The 15,566-nt window shown below is 72.9% G+C and carries 17 protein-coding genes; 10 read left to right on the forward strand and 7 right to left on the reverse strand.

Translation table 11 applies throughout. From position 1 onward, the window contains the following. Position 1: 1 nt before the first annotated feature. On the reverse strand, positions 2-1,261 hold the full coding sequence (locus tag E4P38_RS06110) for an MFS transporter (RefSeq protein ID WP_135130869.1): 1,260 nt from the start codon (positions 1,259-1,261) through the stop codon (positions 2-4). Between the two features lie 283 nt (positions 1,262-1,544). On the opposite strand from E4P38_RS06110, the gene E4P38_RS23790 reads away from it, so the two are divergent. Genes E4P38_RS23790 through E4P38_RS06130 form a run of 4 tightly spaced genes read left to right on the forward strand, consistent with a single transcriptional unit; the run spans position 1,545 to position 5,725 of the window. Beyond that, positions 1,545-4,481, forward strand: coding sequence for a helix-turn-helix transcriptional regulator (locus E4P38_RS23790; RefSeq protein WP_135130870.1), 2,937 nt, complete (start codon positions 1,545-1,547; stop codon positions 4,479-4,481). Beyond that, entirely contained in the window at positions 4,478-4,879 is a 402-nt protein-coding gene (locus E4P38_RS06120) for an MmcQ/YjbR family DNA-binding protein (RefSeq protein ID WP_245160831.1), read from the forward strand. Before E4P38_RS23790 ends, E4P38_RS06120 begins: the two co-directional genes overlap by 4 nt. A gap of 1 nt (position 4,880) precedes the next feature. Then, complete coding sequence (locus E4P38_RS06125; protein WP_135130871.1) at positions 4,881-5,276, forward strand: MmcQ/YjbR family DNA-binding protein; 396 nt, start codon at positions 4,881-4,883, stop codon at positions 5,274-5,276. A gap of 53 nt (positions 5,277-5,329) precedes the next feature. Continuing rightward, positions 5,330-5,725 (forward strand): VOC family protein, encoded by a 396-nt coding sequence (locus E4P38_RS06130; protein WP_135130872.1) that lies wholly within the window; start codon positions 5,330-5,332, stop codon positions 5,723-5,725. Position 5,726: 1 nt separating this feature from the next. Here the strand turns inward: E4P38_RS06130 and E4P38_RS06135 are convergent, their stop codons facing one another. Further along, complete coding sequence (locus E4P38_RS06135) at positions 5,727-6,719, reverse strand: adenosine deaminase (RefSeq protein ID WP_348633782.1); 993 nt, start codon at positions 6,717-6,719, stop codon at positions 5,727-5,729. A 66-nt stretch (positions 6,720-6,785) separates the two neighbouring features. Continuing rightward, positions 6,786-7,814 carry an LLM class flavin-dependent oxidoreductase gene (locus tag E4P38_RS06140; protein ID WP_245160832.1) on the reverse strand — a complete coding sequence of 343 codons (1,029 nt, stop codon included), beginning with the start codon at positions 7,812-7,814 and terminating at the stop codon, positions 6,786-6,788. Positions 7,815-7,960: 146 nt separating this feature from the next. Here E4P38_RS06140 and E4P38_RS06145 point away from each other — a divergent pair, with 146 nt between their 5' ends. Next, the gene (locus tag E4P38_RS06145; protein WP_209308960.1) at positions 7,961-8,458 is read left to right on the forward strand and encodes a hypothetical protein; all 498 of its coding nucleotides are present in this window, start codon (positions 7,961-7,963) and stop codon (positions 8,456-8,458) included. A gap of 22 nt (positions 8,459-8,480) precedes the next feature. Then, entirely contained in the window at positions 8,481-9,899 is a 1,419-nt protein-coding gene (locus tag E4P38_RS06150; protein ID WP_209308961.1) for a multicopper oxidase family protein, read from the forward strand. Here the strand turns inward: E4P38_RS06150 and E4P38_RS06155 are convergent. After that, positions 9,860-10,516, reverse strand: a complete 657-nt coding sequence (locus E4P38_RS06155) for a TetR/AcrR family transcriptional regulator (protein ID WP_209308962.1) — start codon at positions 10,514-10,516, stop codon at positions 9,860-9,862. The genes E4P38_RS06150 and E4P38_RS06155 overlap by 40 nt on opposite strands. A 72-nt stretch (positions 10,517-10,588) precedes the next feature. Here E4P38_RS06155 and E4P38_RS06160 point away from each other — a divergent pair, with 72 nt between their 5' ends. Continuing rightward, positions 10,589-11,077, forward strand: a complete 489-nt coding sequence (locus E4P38_RS06160) for a cupin domain-containing protein (protein ID WP_135130874.1) — start codon at positions 10,589-10,591, stop codon at positions 11,075-11,077. Positions 11,078-11,110: 33 nt separating this feature from the next. Here E4P38_RS06160 and E4P38_RS06165 read toward each other — a convergent pair whose 3' ends face one another. The 3 genes from E4P38_RS06165 to E4P38_RS06175 all read right to left on the reverse strand — a co-directional run bounded on the left by E4P38_RS06165 (position 11,111) and on the right by E4P38_RS06175 (position 12,722). Next, positions 11,111-11,722: a hypothetical protein gene (locus tag E4P38_RS06165; RefSeq protein ID WP_245160838.1), complete on the reverse strand. Its 612-nt coding sequence runs from the start codon at positions 11,720-11,722 to the stop codon at positions 11,111-11,113. 108 nt (positions 11,723-11,830) lie between these two features. After that, complete coding sequence (locus tag E4P38_RS06170; protein WP_135130875.1) at positions 11,831-12,079, reverse strand: hypothetical protein; 249 nt, start codon at positions 12,077-12,079, stop codon at positions 11,831-11,833. Between the two features lie 106 nt (positions 12,080-12,185). Next, the gene (locus E4P38_RS06175) at positions 12,186-12,722 is read right to left on the reverse strand and encodes a glutathione peroxidase (RefSeq protein ID WP_135130876.1); all 537 of its coding nucleotides are present in this window, start codon (positions 12,720-12,722) and stop codon (positions 12,186-12,188) included. 154 nt (positions 12,723-12,876) lie between these two features. Here E4P38_RS06175 and E4P38_RS06180 point away from each other — a divergent pair, with 154 nt between their 5' ends. From E4P38_RS06180 to E4P38_RS06190, 3 genes are all read left to right on the forward strand, one after another. Next, on the forward strand, positions 12,877-13,497 hold the full coding sequence (locus tag E4P38_RS06180; RefSeq protein ID WP_209308964.1) for a malonic semialdehyde reductase: 621 nt from the start codon (positions 12,877-12,879) through the stop codon (positions 13,495-13,497). Then, the gene (locus tag E4P38_RS06185) at positions 13,494-13,958 is read left to right on the forward strand and encodes a nuclear transport factor 2 family protein (protein ID WP_167760464.1); all 465 of its coding nucleotides are present in this window, start codon (positions 13,494-13,496) and stop codon (positions 13,956-13,958) included. The genes E4P38_RS06180 and E4P38_RS06185 overlap by 4 nt, the downstream gene beginning before the upstream one ends. A 74-nt stretch (positions 13,959-14,032) precedes the next feature. Then, complete coding sequence (locus E4P38_RS06190) at positions 14,033-15,532, forward strand: MFS transporter (protein WP_135130879.1); 1,500 nt, start codon at positions 14,033-14,035, stop codon at positions 15,530-15,532. Positions 15,533-15,566: the final 34 nt, after the last annotated feature.

Genomic DNA, 15,566 nt, shown 5'->3' on the forward strand with positions numbered 1-15,566 from the left:
CTCAGGCCGGAACGACCTCGGCCATCCGGCGGGGCGCCCGGTGCCGGCCGACGGCCCGGCGGGGCAGGACCACGATGCCGGCGTACCCGGCGGCGAGCGCACCGGTCACGACGACGGCCCCGGTCAGCCCGACCAGCATCACCAGCGGCGCCGCGACCAGCGAGCCGGCCACGATGCCGCCGAGGGAGACAGGCAGGGCGACGCCGTAGGCACGGGCGAAGACGTCCTCGTCCAGATCGCGCTGCAGCGCCGTCTCGCAGAGCACCTCGACCAGGACGGCGCCGGCACCGGAGACGACGGCCCAGCCGAGCAGGCCCGGCAGCCAGGAGGTGAACGCCATCAGCGCCGACGGTCCCGCCACCAGCAACAGCGCCCCGGCCAGCACGGCTCGCGGCCGCTCACTCGCCGCGGCCCGCCCGGCGGCGAACGTGCCGAGGATGCCGCCGACGCCCAGGCCGGCCAGGACGTAGCCGTAGCCGGCGGCGCCGAAGCCGAACGCGCGGCTGAGCAACAGGAGCAGGACCGTCTGCATGCCGTAGACGACGCTGCAGACGACGTCGGCGCCCAGGACGCGGACGGCGACGGGGTGCGACCGCAGGGCCCGGGCGCCGAGGGCGACGTCGGCGAGCACGCTCTGCCGTTCCGCGCCGCGCTGCCCGGGCCGGAACGCCGGCCCGGCGGGGATCGACAGCACGACCAACGCGGAGAAGCCGAAGGTGCCGGCGTTGACGAGGAACGCGGTGGCCGGCGAGCCGAGGAACAGCAAGGCCGCGCCGACGACCGGGCCGGCGGCCACGGCGCCCATGCCGATCGCCGACCGCGCCGCGTTGGCCCCGGGGAGATCGGCGTCGGGCACCAGCCGCGGGGTGGTGGCCGCCGTGCACGACGGATACGGGGCGGCCGCCGCCGTCGCCAGCCCGGCGAGGACCGGCGCGAGCACCACGGGCAGCCCGGTCAGCGCGACGACAGCGAGGGCGAGCATGCAGCCGGCCCGAAGCACATCGGACACGATCATCACCAGGCGGCGGTCGAAGCGGTCGGCCAGCACTCCGCCGAGTGGGCCGAAGACGACGATCGGTGCGATCCGCGCCGCGGTGGTCACGGCCAGCCAGCCGGCGCTGTGGGTGCGCTCGTAGACGAAGGCCAGCAGCGCGACGTTGTAGAGCCAGTCCCCCGCCTGGGAGACGGCGAGACCGACCAGCAGCCGACGGAAGGACCCGTGCCGGAGGGCACTGCGCATCGTGCCGGGAGCGGCGCTCACGACCGGACCGCGGAGGCGTCGGACTGCAGCGAGCCGATGATGACGGTGCCCTTGCAGATGATCTCGTAGTCGTTCATGGCGAGTCCCTTCGACTGTATGCGATGCCCTTCCGGCGCTGGAACCAGGTTCGCGCTGAGGCCCCCCGGTCCGGATCGGGCCGCGGACGCGTTCCCGGCGGGCGGGCTACCTCAGATCCGCCCGGCGCCGACTCAGGAGCGGACTCGTCCGGGGGAACGCACGGCCTGAGGCACCTCAGACGCGTTCGCCGTGCCAGCATCTGGGCGTGCCGGTCGAGGTCGTCAGTCCCGTCCTCGTGGGCCGGGAGAGCGAGTTGAGGCAACTGCGCTCCGCTCTCCGCCGGACGGTCGCCGGCGAACCCGGCGTCGTTCTCGTCGGCGGAGAGGCCGGGGTCGGGAAGAGCCGACTCCTGGACGCCGCCCTCGGGTCGGCCACGGGCGTGACGGTGCTCACCGGCGGCTGCATCGAGGTCGGCGGCGAGAGCCTGCCGTTCGTGCCGCTGGTGGAGGCGCTCCGGACTCTTGCGCGGACGACGCCAGCCGACGACCTCGACCGACTGCTCGGACCGGCCCGCCGGGAGCTCGCCCGCCTGCTGCCCGAACTCGCTCCGGACGACGAGCCGGCCGGCACGGCACCGGGGAGCACCGCGCAGCTGTTCGAACTGCTGCTGGGGGTGCTCGGCAGGGTCGGCGCCCAGCAGCCGCTGGTCCTCGTCGTCGAGGACCTGCACTGGGCCGACCGTTCCACCCTCGACCTGGTGGCCTTCCTCGTCCGCGCCCTGCAGGGCACTCGGGTGCTGCTGGTGCTGACCTACCGCTCCGACGAGGTCGACCGGCGGTCCCCCCTGCGCCCGCTCCTCTCCGGCTGGGAGCGACTGAGGGGCGTCGAGCGGGTGCAGCTGGCGCGGTTCGACCGGGCCGAGGTGGCGGTCCAGATGGGCGCGATCCTGGGCGCTGCGGCCGACCCTGCCCTGGTCGACGTCGTGTTCGACCGGTCGGAGGGCAACGCGTTCTTCGTCGAGGAACTGGTCCGGATGGTCCGGGAGGGAGCCGCGGAGCACGAGCTGCCGCCGTCCCTGCGCGACGTGCTGCTCGCGCGGGCCGAGCGGTTGTCCGGGCCGGCGCAACGACTGCTGCGCACCGCCGCCGTCGCCGGCCGGTGGGTGCCCGAACGCCTGCTCGCGCAGGTCGCCGCGGTGTCGGCGACCGAGTTGTACGAGGCGCTGCGCGAGGCGGTGGACTCCTCCCTGCTCGTCGTCGACGGCGCCGGCCGGGGCTACGCGTTCCGGCACGCGCTCACCCGGGACGCGGTGTACGAGGACCTGCTGCCCGGCGAGCGGGGCGAGCTGCACACCGCGTACGCGCAGGCCCTGGACCGCGACCCCGGGCTCGCCGGGGACGACGCCGCGGTGGCCGCCACCCTCGCCGTCCACTGGTATGCGGCCCACGACCTGCCGCGGGCCCTCGCAGCCTCCGTCCGGGCGGGACGACAGGCGATGGCCGCGTTCGCGCCGGCCGAGGCACGGCGACACCTGGAGCGCGCCCTGGAGGTCTGGCGACAGGTCCCGGACGCCGAGACCTGGGCCGGCACCGACCAGGTGGAGGTGCTGCGGCTCGCCGCGCGGGCCGCCTTCCACGGCGGCGATCTGGATCGCGCCATGCCGCTGCTCCGGCAGGCGCAGGACCAGGTCGACTGGACGACCGACCCGGAGCGGGCTGCGTTCATCGTCGACCAGATGGCCTCGACCCTGCGCGCTCTCGGTGAGGACGGCTTCAGCGTCGAGACCCTGGAAGTGGCACTGAGCCGCCTACCCAAGGAGCCACCGAGTCTGGCCCGCGCGGCCGTGCTCGCGTCACTGGCCAACGCCCTGATGCGGCTCGGCGTCGACCGCTGCCCGGACGTCGCCCGCACCGCGCTGGCGGCGGCGCGCGCGGTGGGGGCCCGGGCGCAGGAGGCCAGCGCCCTGCTGACCCTCGGCTCGTCGCTCAGCTATCTCGAGGACCCGGCCGAGGGAGAGGCCGCCCTGCGCGAGGGACTGCGCCTGGCCCTGGACGCCTCCGACCACGAGACCGCACTGAGGGGCTACGTCAACCTGTCGGACAGCCTGGAGGGACGCGGTCGCCACCGCGAAGCCGCCGAGGCCGCCCGGGCCGGGATCGACCTGGCCGCGCGGGTGGGGCTGTCGCGCAGTCTGGGTGCCTTCCTGACCGGCAACCTCGTCGAGCCGCTGGTCCGGCTCGGCGAGTGGGACGAGGCGCAGCGACTGGCCCACGACTCGCTGACCACCGGACTGGCCGGGGTCTTCGCCGCCTCGCTCCACGAACTCCTCGGCTACGTCGCGACCCTGACCGGTCGCCACGACGAGGCGCTGGTGCACGTCCGGACGGCTCGGCGTCAGCTGGGGGAGAGCCGGGAGCCGCAGTTCACGCAGGCGCTGGCCTTCATCGAGGCGGATGTGGCCCGGGCCCAGGGGGACCTGGAGACCGCAGCATCGCTGGTGGCGTCGGGCGTGGCGGACACCACGACCTGGTCGAGCCGCTACGCGTGGCCGCTGCTGTGGCTCGGAGCCCGGATCGACGCCGACAGCGCGACCCGGGCCATGGACCGCCGCGAGGCGGTATCCGCTCCCGCAGAGCCTGGGGAGCTGCCCGACGTCGACCTCGTTCCCGCCCCGGCCACGAACGCCTACCGGGCACTGCGGAACGCCGAACGCCTGCGCCTCGCCGGCGCGGCCGCCGTCCCGGCCTGGGAGGAGGCGGTGCGCGCCTGGGAGCAGGCCACCGACGTCTGGCCACTGGCCTATGCGCGGTACCGGCTGGCCGAGGCGCGGTGCGGCGCGGGCGACCGGTCGGCCGCGGCCGAGCTGCTGCGGGAGGCCGCCCGTACCAGCGAGCGGCTCGGTGCCCGGCCGCTGCACGACGACGTCCTCGCGCTGGCCCGCCGCGCGCGGATCGACCTCGACCCGGCCGGTGAGCCGGTCGCCGCGGAGGGGCCGGTCCCCTTCGGCCTCACCGACCGCGAGCGCGAGGTGCTGGCCCTGGTGGCGGCCGGACGGTCCAACGGGCAGATCGCCACCGCACTGTTCATCAGCCCCAAGACCGCGAGCGTCCACGTGTCGAACATCCTGGCCAAGCTCGGGGTCAGCGGCCGGATCGAGGCGGCCGCCGTCGCCCACCGGCTGGGCCTGGCCGGCGCCCCGTGAACGCAGTGCTGACCTGGGACGACGTCGCGACGGCCTGCCTCGCCCTGCCCGGCACCACCGAGGCCGTGTCGTCGCGCGGTCGACGCCGGTGGCTGGTGCGGGGGAAGACGTTCGTCCGCGATCGGCCGCTGCACCTCACCGACCTCGCCGAGCTCGGCGATGCCGCGCCGACCGGGCCGATCCTGGTCGCCTACCTGCCCGACGAGGGCGCGAGGAGGGCGATGGTCGCCGCGGAACCGGAGGTCTACTTCACGACGGCGCACTTCGACGGGCAGCCGATCGTGCAGGCCCGGCTCGAGGCGCTGGACGCGCGGTCCCTCACCGAACTGATCGCCGAGGCCTGGGCCAGCCGGGCGCCGCGCGGTCTGCTCGGCGAGCACCCGATCGAGGAGGCCTGAGATGGCGACGTGGGACGACGTGGCGCGCGTCTGCCTGGCCCTGCCCGAGACCACCGAGGGCACGTCACGAGGCAGTCGCCGGTGGCTGGTCCGGGACAAGGGCTTCGTCTGGGAACGCCCCCTGGGCAAGAAGGACGTCGCCGAGCTGGGGGCCGCTGCGCCCACCGGTCCCGTCGTCGCCGCGCACGTGCCCGACGAGGGGGCCAAGCTGGCGCTGGTCGCCGCGGAGCCCGACGTCTACTTCACGACCTCTCACTTCGACGGGTACCCGGCCGTGCTCTGCCGGCTGGACGAGCTCGACGGCCCGTCGTTGAGCGAACTCGTGGCCGAGGCGTGGGCCTGCCGCGCGCCGAAGCCGCTGGTCGCCGAGCACTTCGGGCCACCCGCGCAGCGATGAGTTCCGTCCCCGCCCGGGGTCTGCGCAGTACACGCCATCGACAGGAGGACGCCATGACCGGCATCGCGCACGGGACGCGCATCACCGACGTGCGGACGGTCGGCGTCCCCGTCAGCGACCAGGACCGGGCCCTGGACTTCTACGTGGGCACTCTCGGGTTCGCGACGACGATCGACGGCTCGTTCGGCGACGGCGGGCGCTGGATCGAGGTCGCCCCGCCCGGGGCGACGACGACCGTCGCCCTCGTCGCCGCCGGAGGGCAGGGACGCGCCGGCGTCGACACCGGGATCCGCTTCACCACCGCGGACGCCGCAGCCGACCACGCCGCCCTGCTCGCCGCGGGGGTCGACGCCGACCCGGAGATCCTGCGCTTTCCCGGGGTACCGCCGATGTTCACGTTCCGCGACCCGGACGGCAACCAGCTCTACGTCGTCGAGCAGATCGAGTAGGTCACGCACCGGGGCCTACCCCCGGCCCCCCGGGGCGGGCACACGCGGCTGCCACGTCCGCCAGGTGCCGCGCCTTGTCAGCCTCGGTCAGGAAGCTGGCGCGGAAGCTGTTCTCGGCCAGGCGCCGCCGGTGCTCGGCGGTCAGCCCCAGGGCGCGCGTCACGGCGGACAGGTTGTCGTGGACGTAGCCACCGAAGTAGGCCGGATCATCGGAGTTCACCGTGGCCACCAGCCCGGCTTCCAGCATCCGGCGCAGGGGGTGCGCGGAGAGGTCCGGAACGCAGCGCAGCGCCACGTTCGACAGCGGGCACACCGTCAGCGGCACCTGCTCCTCGCGCAGCCGCGCCACGAGCGACGGGTCCTCCGGGCTACGGATGCCGTGGTCGATCCGCTCGACACCCAGCCGATCGAGCGCCGCCCACACGTACTCCGGCGGCCCCTCCTCCCCCGCGTGCGCGACCCGGTGCAGCCCCTCGGCGGCCGCCCGGCGGAAGACCCGCTCGAACCGCTCGGGTGGGAACCCGACCTCGGCGCTGTCCAGACCCACGCCGACGACGAGTTCGCGGTAGGCCAGCAGCCGCGGCAGCAGGTCCTCGGCCTCGGCGGGGTCGCGGTCACGGAGGAAGCAGGCGATCATCCGCGCGCTCAGCCCGTGCCGCTCCTGCGCCGTCCGGAAGGCCTCCCCGAGACCCTCCATGACCACCTCCAGCGGCACACCTCGGGCGATGTGCGCCTGCGGGTCGACGAACACCTCGGCGTGCCGGACCCCCTGCGCTGCGGCGCGAGCGAAGTACGCGTCCGCGAGGTCGGTGAAGTCCTCCGGCCGCCGCAGGACCGTCGTCAGCTCGTAGTACAGGTCGAGGAACGACTGCAGGTCGCGGAAGGCATACGCCTGGCGCAGCGCGGCGAGGTCGGGGTACCGCAGCGCGATGCCGTTGCGAGCAGCCAGGGCCAGGGCGAGCTCCGGCTCCAGCGTGCCCCTCGATGTGCAGATGCAGCTCGGCGGTCGGCACCACCGGTACGTCCAGCGACATGCCGCGAAACGGTAACCCCGGTGCGGTTACGCGGCGACGGTCTCCAGCGCCTCGGCGAGCAGGGTGACCGACCGCAGCCGGCCCTCGGTCGTCGGCGCCTGGTGGGCGACGATCAACTCGTCGGCGTCGGCACGCTTCCGGAAGCCGTCCAGGTACTCGGCCGCTTCCGCGGGGGCGCCGACGGCGGCGTAGGTGAGCATCTGGTCGACGTGGTGCGCCGCGCCCTGGGCCAGCAGCTGGTCGGCCTGCTCGTCGGTGAGCGATTGCCCACGCCCGAAGAGCGCGACCGCGCGGACCCGTCGCGACACCTGGAGCTGCTCCTGCGCCTGCTCCGAGGTGTCGGCGACGAGGGCGTTAACGCCGGCGATCACGTACGGCCGGTCCAGCTGCTCCGACGGGCGGAACTCGCGCCGGTAGGCGGCGACGGCGGACTCGAGCATCTGCGGCGCGAAGTGCGACGCGAAGGCGTAGGGCAGTCCGAGAGCGGCGGCCAGCGTGGCCCCGAACATGGACGAGCCCAGGATGTAGAGCGGCACCCGCGAGCCCTTCCCGGGGATCGCGTCGACCCCGGCCACGCGCGTCGCGCCCGCCAGGTAGGCCTGCAGTTCCAGCACGTCCTGCGGAAAGGTGTCGGCCGAGTTCGGGTCGCGGCGCAGCGCGTACATCGTGTTCTGGTCCGAGCCGGGCGCCCGGCCCAGGCCGAGGTCGATGCGGCCCGGATACATCGCGTCGAGCGTGCCGAACTGCTCGGCGATCGTCAGCGGGGAGTGGTTGGGCAGCATCACCCCACCGGCGCCGAGCCGGATCGAGCGGGTCTGCGCGCCGACGTGCGCGATCAGCACGCTGGTCGCCGACGACGCGATCGACGGCATGTTGTGGTGCTCGGCGTACCAGACCCGCTCGTAACCGGCCTCCTCCGCGCGCTGGGCGAGGGCGACGCTGGCGGCGATGCTGCTGCTCGCGGTCTCGCCGCGGGCGATGGGCGCCAGGTCGAGGATGGACAGCGGGATACGCATGGAGTTGGTGCCCTTCGGGTCGATTGACCGGTGCAACACGCGTGCCTACGGCGGGCTTCCCTCCGTCGTCCCTCAGCGCGCGGATACACCTGTCATTGGCCCTGGTCGCGGGTGTACAACGTCCGGCGTCAGCGGGCTGGTGAGGGGAACCGGCGAACCGCCAGGGGAGTCTCGGAGGAACGACCGTGAAGCAGACCTACCGCGTGGTGTCGGGGCTGATCGCCCTGGGGGTGGTCGTCCAGGCGGCGGCCATCGCCTTCGGCTGGTTCGACGCCATCCACGAACTCGACAACGGCCTCATCATCGACGAGAACTACGACGGCAACGCCGGCCACATGCTGCACGGCGTCAACGGCATGTACGTCATGCCCCTGCTGGGCCTGATCCTGCTGATCGTGTCCTTCTTCGCGGCCAAGACCGTCCCGGGTGCCCGCAAGTGGGCGGGGATCGTGTTCGGCCTGATCGTGCTGCAGGTGGTGCTGGCCTTCGTCGCATTCAGCGCCCCGGTCGTCGGCGCTCTCCACGGCCTCAACGCGCTCGCCATCCTCGGCACGGCGGTACGGGCCTCGATGCTGACCCGCGAGGACCGTGGCAGCCGCCGCGAGAGCGGTGTCGGCGGCGCCGATGTCCCGCGGCAGAGCACCGGCTCGTCGTCCCAGGAGGCGTCGCGCCCTGTCAGCTGACGTCGTCCGCCGTCGATGGCGGGTGCTCGTCCCGGCGGCCGTCGCCGTCCTCCTGCTGGGCGGGCTCGGCTGGTACTGGTCCACGAGCCTGGTGCCCTCGACGTACTCGGTCATGGAGATGGGGCACGTCGAGTACGGCGGCGGTGCCGCGCACGAGCACGGCCCCGGGCGCAGCGTCGCCGACCTCACCGGCCCGGCGGACGGCGAGCCGGACGTCGCGGTCGACCTGGCCGCCCGCGAGGAGTCCTTCGACCTGGCGAGCGGCGAACGGATCCAGGGCTTCACGCTCAACGGCGAGTCGCCCGGCCCCGCGCTCGAGGCGCACCAGGGCGACCTGGTCGAGGTCACCCTGACCAACGTCGACGTGCCCGACGGCGTGACCCTGCACTGGCACGGAGTCGACGTGCCCAATGCGGAGGACGGCGTCGCCGGCGTCACCCAGGACGCCGTCCTGCTGGGACAGGAGCACGTCTACCGGTTCCTCGCGGAGGACGCCGGCACGTACTGGTACCACTCCCACCAGGTGTCGCACGCCCAGGTGCGCGGTGGCCTGTTCGGCACGCTCGTCGTCCTGCCGCCCGGGATGGACGACGAGCAGGACGTCGTCGCGGCGGTGCACACCTACAGCGGCCGACGCACCCTCGGCGGGAGCACGGGGATCACGTCGTTCGACGCGCCGATGGGCACGCCGGTGCGCGTGCGCGTGGTCAACACCGACAACGGCCCGCTGCGGACCTGGGTGAGCGGTGGTCCGTTCCGCGTCGCCGCCGTCGACGGCAGGGAACTGAACGGCCCGACGGACGTGGTCGACGAGGGCGTCCTGGTCACCGCCGGCGGACGGGCTGACCTCCTGGTCACGTCGCCGGCCCGGGTCGACGTCGGCGCCGGGACCGCGCTGGTGGTGGGCCCGCCGGGTGAGGTCGTCGAGGCGAGCCCGGAGCCCGACCGGCGGGTGGACCTGCTGACCTACGGCACTCCGGCGCCGCTGTCGTTCGACCCGGAGCGGGCGGACCGGTCCTTCGAGTACCGGATCGGCCGCCGTCCCGGCCTCCTCGACGGGAAACCCGGGTTCTGGTGGACCATCAACGGCAACCTCTTCCCCGACGTGCCGATGTTCCACGTCAGCGAGGGCGACGTCGTCCGGATGACCATCGTCAACGGCAGCGGCGACGTGCACCCGATGCACCTGCACGGCCACCACGCCGTCGTGCTGTCCAGGGACGGGGTGCCCTCGACCGGCAGCCCGTGGTGGGTCGACTCGCTGAACGTGGCCGACGGCGAGACCTACGAGATCGCCTTCCTGGCGGACAACCCGGGCATCTGGATGGACCACTGCCACAACCTCGAGCACGCCCGCGACGGCCTGGTGGCACACCTGGCCTACGCCGGCGTCACCGAGCCCTACCGCGTCGGCGGGACGGCGGACAACGCGCCGGAGTGATCGGTCCCCGGCGGCGGTCCGTCGGTGAGGGCGGCGTGCAGGAGGGCCTGGGCGGACCAGCGCATCAGGGTGAGGGCCTCGTTCCGCGGCAGGGCTGCGACGTCGGTCAGCCAGACGAGGGCCTCGATCCCGGTGGCGCTGCGGACGGCGAGGGCGATCCGGTGCACCTGGTCGTCGGACAGTCGGCCGCGCAGCGGTCCGAGCGCCTCCTCGATCCAGCCGATCGCCCGGCCCTGGCGCAGGGGCAGCGCGGCGCGCTCGGCACCCGGCGGTTCCAGGGAGAGCCGCAGCATCGTGCGTTGCTGCTGCTCGGTGTCGCTGATGAGTTCGGTGAACCGCGCGATGACGTCCTGCAACCGCTCCGCGGGATCGTCCGAGACGTCGGGCGACAGCAGGGAGGAAGCAGCCGTCTCGGGGTGCGCTGCCACCAGCAGCGACCGCTGGTTCGGGAAGTACCGGTAGGCCGTGGTCCTGGAGATGCCGGCCCGCTCGGCCGCGTGCTCGACCGTGGGCGCCGTTCCGGCGGTCACCAGGTCTCGAGCCGCGTCGATCAGCGCCTGCCGCGTGCGCTGCTTCTGCCGCCATCTGCCGCTCGACATGTCGGTCTCGGTTGACACACCGCTCACGGTACTGGAGTGTCCTTCATGGGACGCCAGTCCCATAACGGGTGAACGACAGGAGGCCCGGCGATGACAGGTTCCGCGACGCTCCCGGCGATGGTGCGGGCAGCCGGCGAAGGTCCGCGGCGATGGTTCTACGGCGGCGGCGTGCACACCTGGCTCGCTACCGCGGAGGAGACCGGGGGTGCGTTCCTGCTCTTCGAGGATGCGATGGACGCGGGCAAGCGGACGCCGCTGCACACCCACCCCGAGGCGGACGAGACGATGTACGTCCTCCAGGGCGAGATCGTCATGCACCTGGACGGCGCCGAGGAACGCATCGGCGCCGGAGGGCTGGTCGTGGCCCCGCGCGGCCTGCCCCACGCGTTCCTGGTGACCGCGGACGACACCCGGCTGCTCTGCCTGCAGACGCCGGGGTGCTGTCAGTCCTTCTACCTCGGGGCGAGCGAACCGCTGACTCCGGACACGGTCCGGGCCGTCGACTTCGACCGGGTTCGAGCCTCCGGGGTCACGAACGGCGGCATCGAGATCCTCGGCCCGCCACCGTTCCAGCAGTAGCAGCCCCACGGCGCCGTCGGGCGCAGGTTCCCGCTAGCGGCTCTGCAGTGCGTCCAGTGCGACGGCCATGCAGGCCGCGACCCGGAAGTCCAGGCGCGGATCCGGGACGGTCACCTCGTAGCGGTCGCGGATCGCCTTCTGCCGCTCGCTGATCAGCACGGCCTGGCCGGTCGCCTTGTCGACGAAGTCGAAGTGGAAGACGAACGGGACCCAGACGTTCCCGATGTAGGGGATGAAGTCCCAGATCCGGCGCAGGATCGCGATGAAGAGGCGCCGTTCCTGACCCACGGCCTCGATGCCCGGCGCCGAGAGGTTCCAGGTCGAACGAAGCAGGCTCGCGCCGAACGCCTTGCTGAACCAGCCGAGCGGCCGGCCGCCCTCGTCGAAGACATCGTGCTCGGCGTGGACGTCGAGGCGCTGACGGGCCTTGAAGGAGAACACCCGGCGGGTCTTGGACTCGTCGGCGAAGAAGATGACTTCTTCCTTGAGCTTCATCCGCTTCTGCTCGGCCAGCGCCATCAGCGGACCCTCGGTGCCGTCGGGGTTCGCGGCGCGGATCTCGTACCGGTTGACCATCACGGTGATCCGCTGCTTGACGAAGAACTTCGGCACGACCATCGCGGCCGGCTGCTGTTCTGAGGGCATGGTCACGGAGCGTCTCCCGTAGTCGTCGGCGGTAGCGAGACGCCCATCCTGTCCTATGTCCGGCCGCCCGTTCCGCCACCTCGCGCGGAACGGGCGAGCCGGACGTCGTCAGCCGCCGTGGCGGTGCTGCTGCAACTCCTCGCCGGTCTCGGCCGGGTAGTCGGATGCCCGCTCGAACGGTGCGCCCGGGTGCTTGCCCGGCGTGTGGTCGACCTCGGGGTGCACCTGCTCGTAGGAGCTCTCCTCCGCCAGCTGGTGCCCCGTCTCGCTCGGGTAGTCCGCCGCGACCACGGGAGGGTTCACCCCCGCCAGGTCCTGCGCGTCGGGGTGGTCCTTGTTGATCGGCTCGTGCGTCATGACCGTGTCTCCTCTGTCTCGATGTCGTCGTGCAGATGCCCACCGCGAAACGCGGTCGGGGCCTCCGGCGGGGTGAGCGACGCCGGGCCCGTGCCAGGAACGGCGATCAGGGGAGCAGGGCGTCGAGGTCGGCCCGGATCTGCTCGGGCGTCACGGTCGGCTCGTAGCGGCGGACCACCTGGCCGTCGGGCGCGATGAGGAACTTGGTGAAGTTCCACTTGACGTCGTCGGTGCCGAGCATCTCGGGGCGGTTGGTGCTGATGTGGTCCCAGAGCCGGCCGGACTCGGGCCCGAAGTCCCCGGGCGCCTCGGCGCGCAGGTAGGCGAACAGCGGCTCGGCGTCCGGCCCGTTGACGTCGACCTTCTTCAACACCGGGAAGGTGACGTCGTAGCTCACCGAGCAGAAGTCCTGGATCTCGGCGTCGGTGCCCGGCTCCTGCCCGCCGAACTGGTTGCAGGGGAACCCGAGGATCTCCAGGCCGCGCTCCCGGGACTCCCGGTAGATCGCCTCCAGGCCCTCGTACTGCGGAGTCAGCCCGCACTTGCTGGCCACGTTGACGACCAGGACGACGCGGCCCTCGTAGTCGCGCAGCGGTCGCTCCGTGCCGTCGGCGGCGGTCACCGTGAAGTCGTGGGTGTTCATGCGGCGGGTCCTCTCGGCGGTGCTGGCTGACGCGGGACGACGGGCTTTGCCAGGAGGTTATCCCGGCACCCTTCCGGTAACCATGTCCGCAGGCGGCTTCTTCCGGCTATGGTCGAGAAGGTCCGGGGAGTTCCGGACCGCCGAGGAGGCCCACGTGGAGATCCGCCTGGAAGGGCTGCCCCCGCTTCAGGAGCTGGATCCTGACGGCCGCGAGCTCTTGTTCAAGGGTGGGCGCACGGTCTATGCGTTCGACGGTCGGCCGGTACCCGAGGAGACCTTGGCGTCCATCTGGGAGCTGGCCCGCTGGGGACCGACGTCGGCGAACTCCCAGCCGCTCCGGGTCGTGTTCGTGAGTTCGACAGAGGGCCGCGAGCGGCTCGCCGACACCGTGAACCGGGGCAATCGGCGGAAGGTCCTCTCCGCGGGGGCGACCGCGCTGCTGGCCACCGACGACCGCTTCCACGAGCACATGCCCACGGTCATGCCGCTGCGGCCCGACTACCGGGAGATCTGGGAGGAGGACGTCGAGACCCGGTCGGAGATCGGCCGGCTCAGCGCCGCCCTCCAGGCCGGCTACCTCATCCTGGCGGTGCGCGCCCACGGGCTGGCCGCCGGGCCGTTCTCCGGTTTCGACCCGGACGAGGTCACCGCCGCGTTCATGCCGGATACCGGCTGGCGCGCGTTCATGGGTATCAACATCGGCTATCCCGCGCTCGAGGCCGCCCTCCCCCGGTTCCCCCGCATGGACGTCGACGACGTCGTCCGCTGGGCGTGACGGCACCCGCGGCGGACCCCACCGCCAACAAGGACGTCGTCCAGCGGTGGTTCGCCCTGGGGCTCTCCACGCCCGAGGCCCTCGACCTGGTCGCCGACGACGTCCGCTGGCACCTGCCGCCGTCCCTCGCCGTCCTGCTGAAGGACGACGCGTCCGCCGCCGAGGGACACGACGGCCTGCGCTGGGTGACGCGCATGAGCGACGCGGTCTACGCCGAGCGGCGCCCGTCCGAGGTCGACTTCCTGATCGCCGACGGCGACTGGGTCGTGATGCAGATGGTGGTGAACTCCCGCCTGCACACCGGCGACTACCGCAACCGGTACTGCTTCACCATCCGCTGCGCGCAGGGCCGGATCGCCGAGATCTACGAGCACCTGGACTCACTGCACTTCTTCCGCACGGCGCTCGACCCCCCGCAGGCGCTCTCCGACGTCCGCGCGCGCATCGACGACTCGTCCTGACCGGCGTCCGGCCCGACAGCTGACCGACAGGGCCGACGGACGAGGCGTCCACCGGCAGACCCACGGGAGAGTCCATGCAGGCAGTGCCGGTCACCGCGCGCGGCCCGCGCGCGGCGGCGGACCCGCGCGCCGCCCGGCGCATGGTCGCGGTGCTGGCCGGCGCCACCGTGCTCATCGCGCTGATGCAGACCATCCTCGTGCCGCTGCTGAGCACGCTGCCCCAACTGCTCTCCACCACGCCGTCCAACGCGTCCTGGGCAGTGACGTCCACCCTGCTGACGGCGGCCATCGCGACGCCCATCAGCGGACGGCTCGGCGACATGTTCGGCAAGCGCCGGGTACTCCTGGCGTGCCTGGTGCTCCTGACCATCGGCTCGATCGTCGTCGCCCTGACGTCGCAGATCGGCTGGGTCGTGGTGGGGCGCTCGCTCCAGGGTGCGGCCTCGAGCATCCTGCCGCTGTCGATCGCCATCCTGCGTGAGGAACTCCCGCGCGACCGGGTCCCCGGAGGCGTGGCGCTGATCAGCGCCACCCTCGGCGTGGGCAGTTCGCTCGGGCTGCCGGTGGCCGCGGTGGTCGCCCAGAACCTCGACTGGCACTGGATCTTCGCCGGCACCGCCGTCCTCGGCGTCGTCGCGTTCGTAGCGGTGCTGCGGATCGTGCCTCCGTCCCGGATCCGCACCCCGGGACGGATCGACGTCGTCGGCGCGGTCGGGCTGACCGTGGGCCTGCTGTTCGTGCTGCTCGTCGTCAGCAAGGGCAACTCCTGGGGCTGGACCAGCCCCCGGGTGCTCGGCCTCGGCGGAACCGGAGTCGTCGTCCTGGTCGTGTGGGCGTGGTACGAGTCGACCCTGCGCGAGCCCCTCGTGGACGTCCGCGTCTCCTCCCGGCGACCGGTGCTGCTCACCAATCTCGCGTCGGTCATGGCCGGCTTCGCGATGATGGCGACCGGCCTCGTCCCGCCACAGATCCTGCAGGCCCCCACCGGCACCGGTTACGGGCTCGGTCAGAGCATGGTCGCCGCCGGTCTCTGCCTCGCACCCGCCGGCGTCGTCCAGATGCTGCTGTCCCCCGTCGCCGGCCGGATCGTCGTACGGTTCGGCGCCCGGGTCACCCTCGTGCTCGGGCTGGCCACCATCACGCTCGGCTTCGGGGTGGGGCTGCTGACCATGTCGGCGGTCTGGGGCATCGTCGTCTCGTCGCTGATCAACGGGGTCGGCATCGGACTGTCCTTCGCCGCCATGCCGGTGCTGATCATGAGCGCGGTCCCGGTCACCGAGTCCGCGGCCGCCAACGGGCTCAACACCTTGTCCCGCGCGGTCGGCGCCGCCGTGTCCAGCGCCATCGTGGGCCTGGTGCTGGCGAGCCTGACGCTCGACCTCGGCGGCACCGCGTTCCCGACCCACGGGGCGTTCCAGCTGACCCTGCTGATCGGGGCGCTCGGCGGCCTGGTCGGCGTGGCCTTCGCCCTCCTCATCCCCCGGCCGCCGGCCGGCGGGGACGAGATCCCGGACATCCCTGCCCACCCGATGACCGGCGCCGCCGGTCGACGCGCCGAAGGAGTCGCGCCATGACCGTGCACGTGGACCGGATCTTCCACAGCACCCA

Source organism: Blastococcus sp. CT_GayMR16, assembly GCF_004570875.1.
In the GTDB taxonomy this organism is placed as follows: domain Bacteria; phylum Actinomycetota; class Actinomycetes; order Mycobacteriales; family Geodermatophilaceae; genus Blastococcus_B.